9 protein-coding genes are annotated in these 14,144 nt (G+C 67.9%); 7 read left to right on the forward strand and 2 right to left on the reverse strand.

Annotation, left to right across the window (positions count from 1 at the left end):
* Nucleotides 1-327: 327 nt before the first annotated feature.
* The 3 genes from QMX79_RS16340 to QMX79_RS16350 all read left to right on the forward strand — a co-directional run bounded on the left by QMX79_RS16340 (nt 328) and on the right by QMX79_RS16350 (nt 4,126).
* A complete protein-coding gene (locus QMX79_RS16340) occupies nt 328-1,977 on the forward strand; it encodes a M28 family metallopeptidase (RefSeq protein WP_282247665.1) in 1,650 nt (549 codons plus the stop codon).
* Nucleotides 1,978-2,103: 126 nt separating this feature from the next.
* Nucleotides 2,104-3,363 carry a histidine kinase gene (locus QMX79_RS16345; RefSeq protein ID WP_093533046.1) on the forward strand — a complete coding sequence of 420 codons (1,260 nt, stop codon included), beginning with the start codon at nt 2,104-2,106 and terminating at the stop codon, nt 3,361-3,363.
* Nucleotides 3,353-4,126 (forward strand): LytTR family DNA-binding domain-containing protein, encoded by a 774-nt coding sequence (locus QMX79_RS16350; protein WP_210132099.1) that lies wholly within the window; start codon nt 3,353-3,355, stop codon nt 4,124-4,126. The genes QMX79_RS16345 and QMX79_RS16350 overlap by 11 nt, the downstream gene beginning before the upstream one ends.
* 61 nt (nt 4,127-4,187) lie before the next feature.
* Here QMX79_RS16350 and QMX79_RS16355 read toward each other — a convergent pair whose 3' ends face one another.
* Nucleotides 4,188-4,802 carry a hypothetical protein gene (locus QMX79_RS16355; protein ID WP_282247667.1) on the reverse strand — a complete coding sequence of 205 codons (615 nt, stop codon included), beginning with the start codon at nt 4,800-4,802 and terminating at the stop codon, nt 4,188-4,190.
* Nucleotides 4,803-5,125: 323 nt separating this feature from the next.
* Here QMX79_RS16355 and QMX79_RS16360 point away from each other — a divergent pair, with 323 nt between their 5' ends.
* The gene (locus tag QMX79_RS16360) at nt 5,126-6,040 is read left to right on the forward strand and encodes an oxygenase MpaB family protein (RefSeq protein ID WP_282247668.1); all 915 of its coding nucleotides are present in this window, start codon (nt 5,126-5,128) and stop codon (nt 6,038-6,040) included.
* 48 nt (nt 6,041-6,088) lie between these two features.
* Here the strand turns inward: QMX79_RS16360 and QMX79_RS16365 are convergent, their stop codons facing one another.
* Nucleotides 6,089-8,209 carry a M13 family metallopeptidase gene (locus QMX79_RS16365; RefSeq protein ID WP_282247670.1) on the reverse strand — a complete coding sequence of 707 codons (2,121 nt, stop codon included), beginning with the start codon at nt 8,207-8,209 and terminating at the stop codon, nt 6,089-6,091.
* Nucleotides 8,210-8,505: 296 nt separating this feature from the next.
* Here QMX79_RS16365 and QMX79_RS16370 point away from each other — a divergent pair, with 296 nt between their 5' ends.
* The 3 genes from QMX79_RS16370 to QMX79_RS16380 all read left to right on the forward strand — a co-directional run bounded on the left by QMX79_RS16370 (nt 8,506) and on the right by QMX79_RS16380 (nt 14,065).
* Nucleotides 8,506-11,454, forward strand: coding sequence for an EAL domain-containing protein (locus QMX79_RS16370; protein WP_282247671.1), 2,949 nt, complete (start codon nt 8,506-8,508; stop codon nt 11,452-11,454).
* A gap of 105 nt (nt 11,455-11,559) precedes the next feature.
* The gene (locus tag QMX79_RS16375) at nt 11,560-12,354 is read left to right on the forward strand and encodes a class III extradiol ring-cleavage dioxygenase (protein ID WP_282247672.1); all 795 of its coding nucleotides are present in this window, start codon (nt 11,560-11,562) and stop codon (nt 12,352-12,354) included.
* A gap of 67 nt (nt 12,355-12,421) precedes the next feature.
* Nucleotides 12,422-14,065, forward strand: a complete 1,644-nt coding sequence (locus QMX79_RS16380; protein ID WP_282247673.1) for a Na+/H+ antiporter — start codon at nt 12,422-12,424, stop codon at nt 14,063-14,065.
* The last annotated feature ends 79 nt before the right edge of the window (nt 14,066-14,144 follow it).

Below are 14,144 nucleotides of genomic sequence, written 5' to 3' on the forward strand. Positions count from 1 at the left end.
GCCGAAGCCGGCGCGCGCCGCGGCACCGAAGGCGGCGGCACCGGCGGAAGATCCGAACTGGTGAATTTGTCGGGGGCTCACGACCAACGGTCGTGAGCTACCGGGGATGGCGTCCGCACCGCGGATTGTGTCCGAACCGGGGATGGCGCCCGAACCGCGGATGGCGTCCGAACCGCGGATGGCGCCCGAACCGCGGATGGTGTCCGGACCGCGGATGGTGACCGCACTGCCGGTAGCGCACGACCGTTGGTCGTGCGGCGACCCACGGCCGGCGCTCTCCAGGAATGGGTATGATCGAAAGATGATGTCCCTGTCCCGGAGAGAATGATGAAGCGAGTGGTTTTGAGCGTGCTGGCACTGTCGGTGTCCAGCGCCCTGATGGCGGCGACGCCGAAATTCGATGGCGCGCGGATCTCCGCCGACGTCAAGGAACTGGCCTCCGACGCCTATGAGGGCCGCTCGCCCGCCACGGCCGGCGAAGCGAAAACCATCGCCTTCCTCAGCAAGCAGTTCGCGGCCGCCGGCTTGCAGCCGGGCGGCGACCTGAAGGATGGCAAGCGCCTGTGGACCCAGGCCGTGCCGCTGCTCAAGGGCGATATCGTGGGCACCCCGAACCTGGTGCTGTCCAGCAAGGGCAAGCCGCAGGCGCTTACCCAGGGCCAGGAAATCGCGGTGCGCGCGGCCATGAACGGCGCCTCCGAGGTCGACATCCAGAACGCCCCGCTGGTGTTCCTGGGCTACGGCGTGAACGCGCCGGAGCGCAACTGGAACGACTTCAAGGACGTGGACCTGAAGGGCAAGATCGCCGTGGTGCTGATCAACGACCCGGACTTCGAAACCGGCGAAGGCGACTTCGACGGCAAGGGCATGACCTACTACGGCCGCTGGACCTACAAGTACGAAGAGGCCGCCCGCCAGGGTGCGCTGGGCGTGCTGATCGTCCATGAAACCGCCCCGGCCTCCTACGGCTGGGCCACGGTGGCCGGCTCCAACACCAACACCATGTTCGACGTGGTCCGCGACAACCCGGCCGAAGCGCACCCGCTGCTGGAAGGCTGGATCCAGCGCGACCTGGCGGTGGACCTGTTCAAGCGTGCCGGCCAGGACTTCGAGGCGCTGAAGAAGCAGGCCCAGCGCCGCGACTTCAAGCCGGTGGAGCTGAAGGGCGAAACCCTGTCGGCCAAGTACGCGGTGAAGACCGAGGTGATCACCTCGCACAACGTGGCCGCGCGCCTGGAAGGCAGCAAGCACCCGGATGAAACCGTGGTGTACAGCGCGCACTGGGACCACATCGGCGTGGGCAAGCCGGATGCGAACGGCGACACCATCTTCAACGGCGCGCTGGACAACGCCAGCGGCACCGCCTCGCTGGTGGAACTGGCCCGTGGCTTCGCCAAGGGCAAGCGCCCGGAGCGTTCGGTGCTGTTCCTGGCCGTGACCGCCGAAGAGAAGGGCCTGCTGGGTTCGGAGTTCTATGCCAGCCACCCGCTGTACCCGCTGGCCAAGACCGTGGCGGTGATCAACATGGATGGCATGGCGCCGTTCGGCCCGTCGCGTGATTTCGGCATCTACGGCTCGGCCAAGCTGGAACTGCTGGACCAGCTGAAGGACGTGGCCCAGGGCTGGGACATCCGCTACACCCCGGACCCGAAGCCGGAAGCCGGCCTGTTCTTCCGCTCCGATCACTTCCCGTTCGCCAAGCGTGGCGTGCCGGCGGTGTCCTACTCGGCCGGGCAGGACTGGGTGGACGGCGGCGTGGCCGCGGGCAAGGCGGCCTCGGACGACTACACCGCCAAGCGCTACCACCAGCAGGGCGATGAGTGGCAGCCGGACTGGAAGTTCGCCGGCGCCGCCCGCGACCTGGAAGTGCTGTACACGCTGGGCAACCAGCTGGCCAATTCGCGCAGCTGGCCGAACTGGAGCGATGACTCCCAGTTCCGCGCGCCGCGCGACGCCAGCGCCGCAGAGCGCAAGTAAGCACCACGCCCCGCCGGCACCTGCCGGCGGGGTGTTCGTCCCCTGTTTCCCGGCTTCCATCGCATGGCGCTTGTGCCCTCCACGGGCAGGGCTATCCTCACACCATCCCATCGTGAAGACGCCGCCGTGTTTGCCAGCCTTTCCCTGATTCTCCGTATTCTGGTGGCCTGGGCCGCGGCGATCGTCGTGGCCGGGTTCGTGTGGAGCGGCTTCTTCCACGGCATGGACGAGGGCCCGGGCTGGGTGTTCGGGCTGCTGGCGCTGTTCCTGATGATCACCGCGCTGGGCAGCTGCATCACCCACCTGCGCCGCGTCTCGACCCTGGCCGGGCGCCTGGATGCGGCCACCCTGTCCAGCCGCCAGCGCCGCCAGATCGAACTGCCGATGGACGCCGGCGAGGCCTTCAGCCTGGTCGAACAGGCGATCAAGGAACTGCCGCGCGTGGAAGACATCGAAAGCGCCGCCGGCAGCCTGCAGGTGCGCGCCTACGTGCGCCGCGTGGACCCCTACAACGGCCGCCCGCCATCGCGCTGGAACCTGCCCGCGCGCTGGGCGATCAAGCGCAACAGCGTGCTGGCCACGGTCACCCCGGGGCAGGGCACCAGCAGCGTGACCCTGGTGTTCGAACCCGATGCGGGGGTGTGGGCCGACCTGCTGGCGGTGGACGAAGGCAGCAACTACGAGAACGCCGAAGCGGTCAGCCGCGCCATCACCCGCCGCGTGTCGGAACAGCGCCGCGACGAGCAGGCAGCCGCCGAACAGACCGCCACGGAAAAGGAACTGTCGGTGGCGCGGCTGAACCTGCTGCACGCCCAGGTGGAGCCGCACTTCCTCTACAACACGCTGGCCAACGCGCAGGTGCTGACCCGCACCGATCCGCCGCGCGCCGACCAGATGCTGGGGCACCTGATCCAGTACCTGCGCAGCTCGCTGCCGAGCGTGGACGAATCGATGTCCACCCTGGGCGTGGAGCTGGAGCGCACCAAGGCCTACCTGGAGATCCTCAAGATCCGCATGGGCGCGCGGCTGGCGTTGCAGGTGGATGTACCGCCGGCGCTGGAAACGGTGCCGCTGCCGTCGATGGCGCTGCAGACGCTGGTGGAGAACGCGATCAAGCACGGGCTGGAACCCAAGCCCGGCGGCGGCACGGTGTGGATCATCGCGCGCGCCTTCGACGACCACGTCACCCTGACCGTGGCCGACGATGGCCTGGGCTTCGGCCAGGGCAGCAGCGGCACCGGCATTGGCCTGAAGAACCTGCGCGAACGGCTGCGCCTGACCTGCGGTGAGCGCGCCGGCGTGGCCATCGTGTCCAACTTCCCCAGCGGCGTGGCGGCAACGATCACCCTGCCGCGCGACGCACGCGAGGCGATCCATGCTGCTTGATGCCCTCATTGCCGAAGACGAAGACCTGCTGCGCCAGTCGCTGGTGGCCCAGCTGCAGCGGTTGTGGCCGGAACTGCGGCTGGTGGCCGAATGCGAAGACGGCGCCAGCGCACTGGAGCGGCTGGCCGAACTGAAGCCGGACCTGGCCCTGCTCGATATCCGCATGCCGGGCATCAGCGGCATCGAGGTGGCGCGCGCGCTGCCGGAGATCAGCCCGCGCACCCAGGTGGTGTTCGTGACCGCCTACGACCAGTACGCGATCGACGCGTTCGAGCAGGGCGCGATGGATTACCTGCTCAAGCCGGTCAGCGACGAGCGCCTGCTGGCCACGCGCGATCGCATCCTGGCGCGCATGCAGATGGGCCGGCCGGACAACGCGATGCTGGAGCAGCTGCTGCAGCGCCTGGGCCAGCAGCCCGGGGCGCACTCGAACGCGCCGCCGCTGGCGTGGATCACCGCCAGCAATGGCCGCGATACGCAGCTGATCATGCTGGAAGACGTGGTCTACTTCCGCGCCGACAGCAAGTACACCACGGTGGTGACCGAGGCCGGCGAAAGCCTGCTGCGCACGCCGCTGCGCGAGCTGCTGGAAGTGCTGGACCCGCAGCGCTTCCGCCAGATCCACCGTTCCACCATCGTCAACATGAAAGCGGTGGCGGCGGTGAGCCGCGATGACACCGGCCGCGGCCAGCTGCGCCTGAAGCAGCGGCCGGAAGTGCTCAACGTGAGCCAGCCGTTCATGAGCCTGTTCCGCGGCATGTAAAAAAACAATGCCACCGTGTTCGCGCACGGTGGCATTGGGATCCCCCTTGGACCTGGTGGGGTCAGAAGGCCGGTTGCAGGTGCAGGTTCTGGCCGGGGTCGGGTTCGCCGACGTGGTTGAGCTGGCCGACCAGTTCCGAATGCTGCTTCATGCGCCCGATCTCGCGCATGATGCGGATGTCTTCGTGGCGCAGTTCACGCCTGGCGGTGACCGCCTGCTTGTAGTCGAGCACTTCCGGGTAGAGCTGGGCCATGTCCAGCGCTTCGGCCACGCATTCCACGGTATCGGCGTCGGAGGTGATCCGCGCGCGGCTGTTGAACGCCTTCATCCAGCGCTCGAAACCGGCGGTGTGGTCGAACATGTTGGCCATGAACCAGATCACGAACAGGATCGAGACCCACGAGCCGAACACGATCACCACGCGGGTGAAGGTGATATGGAAGTCGTCCTTCCACAGGTGGTTGGCGATCAGCCCGAGGATCAGCAGCGAGGCCGCCTGCCAGCCGACGATGGACGCCATCAGCCACTGGCCCTTGGCCTTGGCCAGGGTGGCCACTTCTTCGCGGATCTGCTGCTCACTCTTGTTGCGCCAATGCGCGACCTGCTTTTCGAACGGGCTGCCGTAGAGCTCGTTGTCCTGGAGCAGTAAACCTAAACCTTTGAACAAAGCGATCATCACGGGCTCCTTCGGGAACGTGCAGCGGCGCATTTGGACGGACGGTGAGGCGGGTTCAGTTCTAGCACTTTCATTTCGCTTGGCAATGGGCAGTGCGACAAAACGCCGCAGGGGGGATAACTGAATACGTCCTTCGCGAAATTTTTTGCGCGGTGCGGCATCGGAAACTGCTCGAAAAACTGAAAAACCGGCCGGGTTTTCTGCTGCACTCGCACAATTCGCCTGCGGGGTGGCGCAACAGCGTGGCCCGGGCGTCGCAGATCACGCAGAATTGACGCAACCGCGCAGGATCGCGGTCCTCTCGACCCCCTGGAAGGCCCCTGATGTCGTCACTGCTGCACCGTCTCACTGCCCCCGCTGCCGTGCCGATACGGCGCTGGGTGCTGGGGGCTTTCCCGCGTGACCAGAGCGGGATCGATTACGACCATCCGCAGGGCGACCCGGGCTGGTTCGGGCCCGACAGCGCCACCTGGCGGGTGCACGCCGAACTTCCGGGAATGCTGGCCGGCGGCCTCTGTGGCCTGATGCTGCAGACCCTGCACCCTCTGGCGCTGGCCGGGGTGTACGACCATTCCAACTTCCGCGACGACCTGGTGGGGCGGCTGCGCCGCACGACCTCCTTCGTGACCTGCACCAGCTATGGGCCGGCAGGGGAAGTGGAAGCGTTGGTGGCGAAGGTCAAACGCATCCACACCCAGGTGCGTGGGTTCACCGAAGACGGGCAGCCATATTCGGCTGACGATCCTGCCCTGCTGACCTGGGTGCATGTGACCGAGGCCTACGGGTTCCTGCAGGGCTGCCGGCGTTATTGCCGGGAGGTGCCGGAGGCCGTGGCCGACCGCTACTACGACGAGCATCGGCGGGTGGCCGAAGCGTTGGGCGCGACCAACGTGCCCGCATCGGAAGCGGCGGTGGCGGCGTACTTCGACCAGCAGCGCCCGGTGCTCCGTTTCGATGCACGCTCGCGTGAAGTGCTGGAGGTGCTTTCGAGCATCAAGCTGCCCGTACCGATGGCGGGGATATCGCGCGAGCTGTTCCTCGGCGCCGGTGCCGCGCTGCTCCCGGAGTGGGCAACGTCCATGCTGGAACGCACGCCGCTGCAACGCACCCAGGCACGCGCTTCAGCGAGGCTGCTGCAAGGCATGGCGCCGCTGTTCCGCCGCGCGCTGCCGGATGGCGTGGCCCCCCGCGCCTGCGCGCGGGTAGGCGTGCCGATCAGCACGTTGGCACATTGGTGATGTAGCGCGGAGTGCAAAAAAAAACGGGCGCCGAAGCGCCCGTTCTTGTCACCACACCTTGACCCGCTTTTCCGGGGCCAGGTACAGCTTCTGGCCGTCCTTCACCTCGAAGGCGGGGTACCACGCGTCCAGGTTGCGCACGGTGAGCGCGCGGAACTGGCCGGGGGCGTGCACGTTGGTCAGCAGCGAATTGCGCAGGGCCTGTTCGCGCGCCTTGCTGCGCCACGCCTGGGCGAAGCCCAGGAAGAAGCGCTGGTCCGGCGTGAAGCCTTCCAGGGTCTGGCCGGGCTTGCCCTGCAGCGACAGCTGGTAGGCGTCATACGCCGTGGCCAGGCCGGCCACGTCGGCGATGTTCTCGCCCAGCGTCAAACGGCCGTTGACCGACACGCCCGGGAACGGCTGGTAGCCGCTGAACTGCGCAGCCAGCGCATCACCGGCGGCGTTGAACTTCTTCAGGTCTTCGGCCGTCCACCAGTTGTGCAGCTTGCCGGTTTCATCGAACAGCGCACCGGCGTTGTCGAAACCGTGGCTGATCTCGTGGCCGATCACCGCGCCGATCGCGCCGTAGTTCACCGCATCATCGGCGGCACCGTCGAAGAACGGCGGCTGCAAGATCGCGGCCGGGAATACCAGGCGGTTTTCCAGCGGCACGTTCATCGCGTTGATGGTCTGCGGCAGCATCGCCCATTCGCTGTGGTCCACCGGCTGGCCCAGCTTGGCCAGGTTGCGGCGGTACTCGAACTGGCTGGCGCGCTCGGCGTTGCCCAGCGCATCGTCGCGCTTCACTTCCAGGCCGGTGTAATCGCGCCACTTGTCCGGGTAGCCCATGCCCACGGTGAGGCCTTCGACCTTGGCCTTGGCGTGCGCCTTGGTTTCCGGCGACATCCATTCCAGGGCGTCGATGCGCTTGGCGAAGGCGGCGATGATGTTCTTGGCCATCTCATCGGCGCGCGCCTTGGTGGCCGGGTCGAAATGCTTTTCGACATACAGCTTGCCGATCGCTTCGCCCACGGCGTTGTTGCTCTCATCCACCGCGCGCTTCCAGCGTTCGCTCTGCTGCGGGGTGCCGTTGAGGGTGGTGCCGTGGAAGGCGAAGCGCGCATCGGCCATCGCCTTGGGCAGGTACGGCGCGGCGCGGTCCAGCGCGTGGAAGGTCAGGTAGTCCTTCCACACATCCAGCGGCTCGGTGGCGACCAGGCGCGAAATGCCGGCCACGGCCTTGGGCTGCCACACGATGAAGTCGTCCTGCTTGTCCAGGCCGGCGGCGGCCAGGAACGCGGCCCAGTCCATGCCCGGCGCCTTGGCGCTCAGGTCGGCCTGCTTCCACGCGTTGGCGCCCTTGGCCACGTCGTTGGTTTCTTCCTGGGTGGCGTGCGCCTGCGCGATGCGGGTTTCCAGCGCCAGGATGCGCTGCGCCTTGGCGGCCGGGTCGGCCACGCCGGCCAGCTGCAGCACCTGGGCGATATAGGCCTGGTACTGCTTGCGGATCTCGGCCATGCGGCCGCCCTGCAGGTAGAAGTCGCGGTCGGGCAGGCCCAGGCCACCCTGCACCAGGTACGGTGCGTTGCGGTCCGGTTGCAGCAGGTCCACCGAGACCCAGGTGCCGAACAGGCGGTCGGTGTAGAAGTTGGTGGCGTTGAGCAGGTCCACGTCGGCGCGCAGGGTGCCGCCCAGGGCGGTGGCCAGCGCGGCCTTGTCGCTGATGCCGCCGATGGCATCCAGCTCGGGCTTGATCGCGCCCATGCCGCGCGATTCGATCCCGGCTTCGTCCATGAAGGCAGCGTAGTAATCGCCGATCAGCTTGGTTTCGCCGCTGGCCTTGGTGTCGGCGGCGGCGCCTTCGAGGATGGCGCGGGTGTCGGCCAGGGTCTTCTCGGAAATGACGTTGAAGCTGCCGTAGCTGGAGCGGTCGGCCGGGATTTCGGTGTTCTTGACCCAGCTGCCGTTGGCGAAGCCGAAGAAGTCATCGCCGGCGGCGACGCTGCGGTCCATGCCGGCGGCATCGAAGCCGAAGCTGCCCAGCTGCGGCTTGGGCGCGGCGGGCGGGGCGGCGGTATCGGCCGCCGGCGGGGCGGTCGGCGCGGCCGCATCGCGGTCGCAGGCGGCCAGGCCCAGCGACAGGCTGGCGGCAATGGCAAGCATCAGGGTGGGGCGGCGCAGCTTGGACATGAACTTCTCAGGCAACGGGGAAACCCCAAGTCTAATCCGCCGCCCGGGCCGGGAACCGGCCGGATCTGGCGGGAGTTGTGGCCGCATTCGGCTCCGTCAAGGTGTGACGGCCGTCGCACCCCCCTTCCCGCGCCCGACCGGGTCGTGCATGCTGGAGCCAAGGCGCTGGGCCAAGGCCTTGCCCGTCGGGAACGGGCAGGATGGAGGTCAAGAAATTGCGACCTCGGCCGCTCAGGTTTGGGGAAACCAGGAAGCGTTTACATGAAGTCAGGCCGTCACCGAGGTAGAGGTACGCGATGCCCGCGCTGAGCCAGCCCATGGCGCGGCCGCTGCGCACCATCGTGTGGCTGGGCATCGGCCTGGGCCTGCTGCTGGGCGCGGGCCTGGTGGTGATGCTGGTCAATGATTACCAGCGCCGGCTGGAGGCCGCCCAGCGGCAGAGCACGGCGTTGGCCACCGGTTCGCAGCGCCTGCTGCGACTGGAGCTGCGCAACCTGGAACGCGCCATGCGCGGCATCGCCGCCGACGGCGCGCAGCTGTTCGACCGGGTGCCGGCGCAGGCCCCGGACCTGCTCGACGACGCCATTGATGGGGTGCTGCAGCGGCATGCCGAGCTGGAAAGCATCGTGGTGGTGGACCAGTTCGGCCGCGCGCTGACCAGCGGCAGCGGCGACCTGACCCTGCCGCTGTGGGTGGTGGAGCCGCACCGCGGCGCCGACAGCCTGCTGTACCTGGGCCCGCCGCAGGACCTGGGCATGCGCCGCTGGGTGCTGCCGCTGGCGCTGCGCATGGGCGAGGACCGCTGGCTGCTCAGCCGGCTGCATACCAGCGAGCTGCAGTCGATCATCAGCGGGCTGGATATCGGCCTGCATGGCGTGCTCTCGATCAGTGATGTCACCGGCCACGTACTGGCGCGCAGCCCCGACAACGATGGCCTGACCGGCCAGCAGTTCAAGCTGCAGCGGCGCGACCTGGTAGGCCGCGATTGGGTGCTGCCGATGGGCGTGGAGAGCAGCCCCATCGACAACGTCGAGCGCATCACCACCCTGACCACGCTGTCCGAGTACCCGCTGGCGGTGTACGCCGGGCTGGGCCGGCAGGATGTGCTGGCGCCGTGGTGGCCGTACGTGCAGGCGTCGATCGGCCTGTACCTGCTGTACTGGGGCGCGTTCGCGCTGGTCTACACCAGCCTGCGCCGCGCGACCCGCCGCCAGGATGCGATGAGCGAGGAATTGCGCACCGGCCATGCCGAACTGCGCATGGCCCACCAGGTCGGCAAGATCTGCACCTGGACGGTGGACGAGGATGCCTCGGTGCTGCGCTGGTCGCCGCTGGCACGCGATGTGTTCGGCATTCACCTGGATTCGCTGCCGGTGGCCGATTTCTTCAACCGCGTGCACCACGAGGATGTGCAGCGGCTGCAGGCCGCCTTCGACGATGCGTTCGCCGGCAACGGCGTGCTGGATGAAATGTTCCGTATCGTGCTGCCGGGCGGCACCACGCACTGGGTGTCCGCGCGCGGCCAGCAGGTGGGCGGCAGCGACCGCGAGCGGCGCATGATCGGCGCGCTCACCGATGTGAGCGAGCGCGTCCAGGCGCTGGCGCGCGCGCAGCAGGCCGAGCGCCAGTTCCGCCTGCTGTTCGACCGCAACCCGGCGCCGTTCTGGGTGTTCGACCCGGACACGCTGCGCTTCCTGGAAGTGAACGAAGCGGCGGTGCGCCAGTACGGCTACAGCCGCGATGAATTCCTGGCGATGAGCATCCTGGACATCCGCCCGCGCGAAGGCTGGGAGGAAATCCGCGGTGCGATCGCCAACGCGGCCAGTGGCGACCTGCAGGACGCCAAAGTGCGCCTGCACCGGCGCAAGGACGGCACCGTGTTCGAAGTGCGCGCGCACCTGGCGCGGCTGGATTTCGACGGGCGCGAGGCCTGCCTGGTGCTGGCCGAGGACATCAGCGACCGCATGGCCTACGAGCGCGACCTGGCTTACCACGCTACCCACAACCCGGCCACCGGGCTGCTCAACACCCGCGCGCTGGCCGCGCAGCTGGACGAGGAAGGCGGCAGCTACACCATCGCCTACGTGCAGTTCCGTGGCCTGCAGCTGGTGGCCGATACACTGGGCCGTGAAGTGGGCGACGTGGTGCTGCAGGCCATGGCCAAGCGGCTGGGTGGGCTGGGCGTGCGCTATGGGTTGCTGGCGTTCCAGCCGGCCGAGGATTTCATCTTCGCCATCCGCGACGACCACGAGCGCCAGACCGCGCTGGATACGCTGGTGCAGACCGTTTCCGAACCGGTGCGCGGGCAGGACTGGCTGCACCAGTTCGAGCCGCGCATTGGCGTGGCGGTGAAGTTCGATGGCGATGTGGTCAGCGCCGAACAGGTGATCGGGATGGCCGCGCAGGCCGCGCATGCCGCGCGCGACGAAGGCAGCGTGATTGCCTGGTTCGACAGCGCGGTGAGTTCGCGGCTGGCCGACCGGCTGCGCCTGGCCGGGCGCATCCACAGCGCGATCGATGCCGAATTCGCGCTGTATTTCCAGCCGATCTGCCACGCCAGCGATGGCAGCCCGGCCGCGCTGGAGGCGCTGCTGCGCTGGCCGCAGGCCGATGGCAGCTTCATTCCGCCGGGCGAGTTCATCCAGCTGTGCGAAGACACCGGGTTGATCCTGGCGCTGGGCCGCTGGGTGATCCGCGAAGCGGCGCGCGCGCAGCGGCAGCTGGTGGATGCCGGTTGGGACCTGCCGATCGCGGTGAACGTTTCGGCGGTGCAGTTCTTCAACAGCGACCTGGTGGCCGAGTTCAGCCGTGCCAGCCAGGAGTTCGGGCTGGCGCGCGGAGCGCTGCACGTGGAGCTGACCGAGAGCAGCCTGATGCGCAAGCCGGGCCAGGCCAAGCAGACCATGCAGCGCATGCACGAGCAGGGCATCTGCATTTCGCTGGATGATTTCGGTACCGGTTATTCGAACATGTCCTACCTGCAGCACCTGCCGCTGGACATCCTGAAGATCGACCGCAGCTTCGTGGCCGATGTGGAAACCAACCCACGCAACGCCTCGATCTGCCGCGCGCTGTTGTCGCTGGGCCACAGCATGGGCCTGACGGTGATCGCCGAAGGCGTGGAAACCCCGGGCCAGCACGAATGGCTGGCCGCGCACGGCTGCGACCAGGTGCAGGGCTTCCTGCTGGGCCGCCCGGCGCCGTTGGTGGACGTCATTGCCAAGCTGGAAACAGCGGCCGCGTGACGGATGTCATTGTTCTGAATGTGGAACAAATTCAGGCATTGGTAGGCGTTTAACTACATCGGCATTGGTAATAGTCTGGCGGTCTGGATTTCCCGGAGCCCTGCCATGACCCGCCTGCCGTCGCTGTACATCTCCCATGGTTCGCCGATGACCGCCCTGACCCCGGGGCTGGTGGGCGTGCGCCTGGCCGAGCTGGCCGCGCAGCTGCCGCGCCCGCGCGCGATCGTGATGGCATCGGCGCACTGGCTGAGCCATCAGCCGGTGGTGGGCGCGCACCCGCAGCCGCCGACCATCCATGATTTCGGCGGCTTCCCGCAGGCGCTGTTCGACCTGCAGTACCCGGCGCCGGGCGACCCGGCGCTGGCCGGGGAGGTCGCGCAGCGGCTGGCCGCCGCTGGTCTGACCGCCGCCGTGGACCCGAGCCGTGGCCTCGACCATGGCGCGTGGGTGCCGCTGCGCCTGCTCTACCCGCAGGCCGACATTCCGGTGGTACCGCTGGCGCTGCAGCCGCTGCAGGGCCCGGCCCACCAGTTCGCGCTGGGCCGCGCACTGGCACCGCTGCGCGAGCAGGGCGTGCTGCTGGTCGGCTCGGGCAGCATCACCCACAACCTGCACGACTTCCGCGAGTACCAGCGCGGCGGCGAAGCGCCCTATGTGCGCCCCTTCATCGAATGGGTGGAGCAGCGCCTGCAGGCCAACGACAGCGCCGCACTGCTCGATTACCGCCGCCAGGCGCCGTATGCCGAACGCGCGCACCCCACCGACGAGCACTTCCAGCCGCTGCATTTCGCCCTTGGTGCGGCCGGCGGTGACGTGCTGGGTGCGCAGCGCATCGATGCCGGTATCGATGCGGGCATGCTGGCGATGGACATCTACCGCTTCGATGGCGAGGCGGCCTGAGTTCGCCGTTGTAGGGCGCGGTTCGGGGTGGGTGTGGTAATTTTTTTCCAGGCTCTCTGGAAAATGCATGCATACGATTGAAGTCGTCCTGGCGATGCTGGTGGCGGTGGTCGCCAGCGGCTACTTGGTCCGCGTACTGCCGTTGTCGCTGCCGCTGCCACTGGTGCAGATCGGCCTGGGTGCGGTGATTGCGGGCGTATTCAACCGTGGCCATGCGCTGGAACCGGAGATGTTCTTCCTGCTGTTCCTGCCGCCGCTGCTGTTCCTGGATGGCTGGCGCATTCCCAAGCAGGGCCTGTTCCGCGACAAGGGCGTGATCCTGGAACTGGCGTTCGGGCTGGTGGTGTTCACCGTGATCGGCGCCGGCCTGCTGATCCACTGGATGATTCCGGTGATGCCGTTGGCGGTGGCGTTCGCGCTGGCGGCGATCATTTCGCCGACCGACCCGGTGGCGGTGAGTTCGATTGCCTCGCGCGCGCCGATTCCCAAGCGGCTGATGCACATCCTGGAAGGCGAATCGCTGTTGAACGATGCGTCCGGCCTGGTCTGCTTCCGCTTCGCGGTGGCTGCGGTGATGACCGGCACGTTCTCGCTGGCCACCGCCTCGGTGACCTTCCTGTGGGTGGCGGTGGCCGGCCTGGCGATCGGCGTTGCGGTGACCCTGGGCGTCTCCACCTTCCAGCGCTGGCTGTGGCGGCGCTTCGGCGAAGAGCCGGGCGCGGCGCTGCTGGTGAACCTGCTGATTCCCTTCGCGGCCTACCTGCTGGCCGAAGAGGCCAATGCTTCGGGCATCCTTTCGGCGGTGGCCGCCGGCATCACCATGAGCTACGTGGAGCTCACCGGCCGCGTGTCGGGCAGCATGCGCGTGCAGCGCATGGCGGTGTGGAACATGCTGCAGTTCTCCTTCAACGGCATCATGTTCGTGCTGCTGGGCGAGCAGCTGCCGGGCATCGTGGACCGCGCCATGACCACGGTGAGCGAGAGCGGGCACCAGAGTGCGTGGTGGCTGCTGGTGTACGTGGTGGTGATCAACCTGGCGCTGGTGCTGCTGCGCCTGGCCTGGGTGTGGCTGTCGCTGCGCTGGAGCGTGCTGCGTGCGAAGCACCGCGGTGAAGCGCGGCAAGGCACCTCGTGGAGGATCGTGGTGGCCACCTCGGTGGCCGGCGTACGCGGTGCGATCACGCTGGCCGGTGTGTTGACCCTTCCATTGTTCCTGCCCGATGGCAGCGCCTTCCCGGCGCGCGACCTGGTGATCTTCCTGGCGGCGGCGGTGATCCTGGTGTCGCTGGTCGGTGCCAGCGTGGCGCTGCCGCGCCTGCTGAAAGGGCTGGAACTGCCGGCCGATTCGGGCGAGCGCAAGGAAGAAGACCTGGCCCGGCGGCTGGCCTCGAAGGCGGCGCTGGCCGGGGTGGAGCGCATGCGCCAGCAGCTGGTGCAGAACCAGACCACCGACAACGTGCAGCTGTACAACGATGCGGCCTCGCGGGTGAGCCTGCTGTACCAGCGCAACCTGGAAAAAGACCAGGGCCCGGATGCGGACCCGGAGAAGGTGCAGCGCATGGAGCAGGGCTACCGCCAGCTGCGCAGTGCGGGGTTGACTGCCGAACGCGAGGAGCTGTTCCGGCTGACCCGGCGTGGGCGGATTTCAGACGAGATCTCGCGCAAGCTGATCCGCAACCTGGACCTGCTGGAAACGCGGCAACGGGATTGACGGCGCGACCGTCAATCCCGGGGAGCAACCGGCCGTGGGCCGGTTGACCGGTTATTACGGCTTCTGATCCAGGTAATAA

This window comes from Stenotrophomonas sp. PS02300, from assembly GCF_029959395.1.
GTDB classification, from domain to species: Bacteria; Pseudomonadota; Gammaproteobacteria; order Xanthomonadales; family Xanthomonadaceae; genus Stenotrophomonas; species Stenotrophomonas maltophilia_AD.

Coding starts and splice junctions, on each gene's coding strand:
- QMX79_RS16380 (WP_282247673.1), top strand. CDS start 12,422: ATGCATACGATTGAAGTCGTCCTGGCGATGCTGGTGGCGGTGGTCGCC.
- QMX79_RS16340 (WP_282247665.1), top strand. CDS start 328: ATGAAGCGAGTGGTTTTGAGCGTGCTGGCACTGTCGGTGTCCAGCGCC.
- QMX79_RS16370 (WP_282247671.1), top strand. CDS start 8,506: ATGCCCGCGCTGAGCCAGCCCATGGCGCGGCCGCTGCGCACCATCGTG.
- QMX79_RS16355 (WP_282247667.1), bottom strand. CDS start 4,802: ATGATCGCTTTGTTCAAAGGTTTAGGTTTACTGCTCCAGGACAACGAG.
- QMX79_RS16375 (WP_282247672.1), top strand. CDS start 11,560: ATGACCCGCCTGCCGTCGCTGTACATCTCCCATGGTTCGCCGATGACC.
- QMX79_RS16360 (WP_282247668.1), top strand. CDS start 5,126: ATGTCGTCACTGCTGCACCGTCTCACTGCCCCCGCTGCCGTGCCGATA.
- QMX79_RS16365 (WP_282247670.1), bottom strand. CDS start 8,209: ATGTCCAAGCTGCGCCGCCCCACCCTGATGCTTGCCATTGCCGCCAGC.
- QMX79_RS16350 (WP_210132099.1), top strand. CDS start 3,353: ATGCTGCTTGATGCCCTCATTGCCGAAGACGAAGACCTGCTGCGCCAG.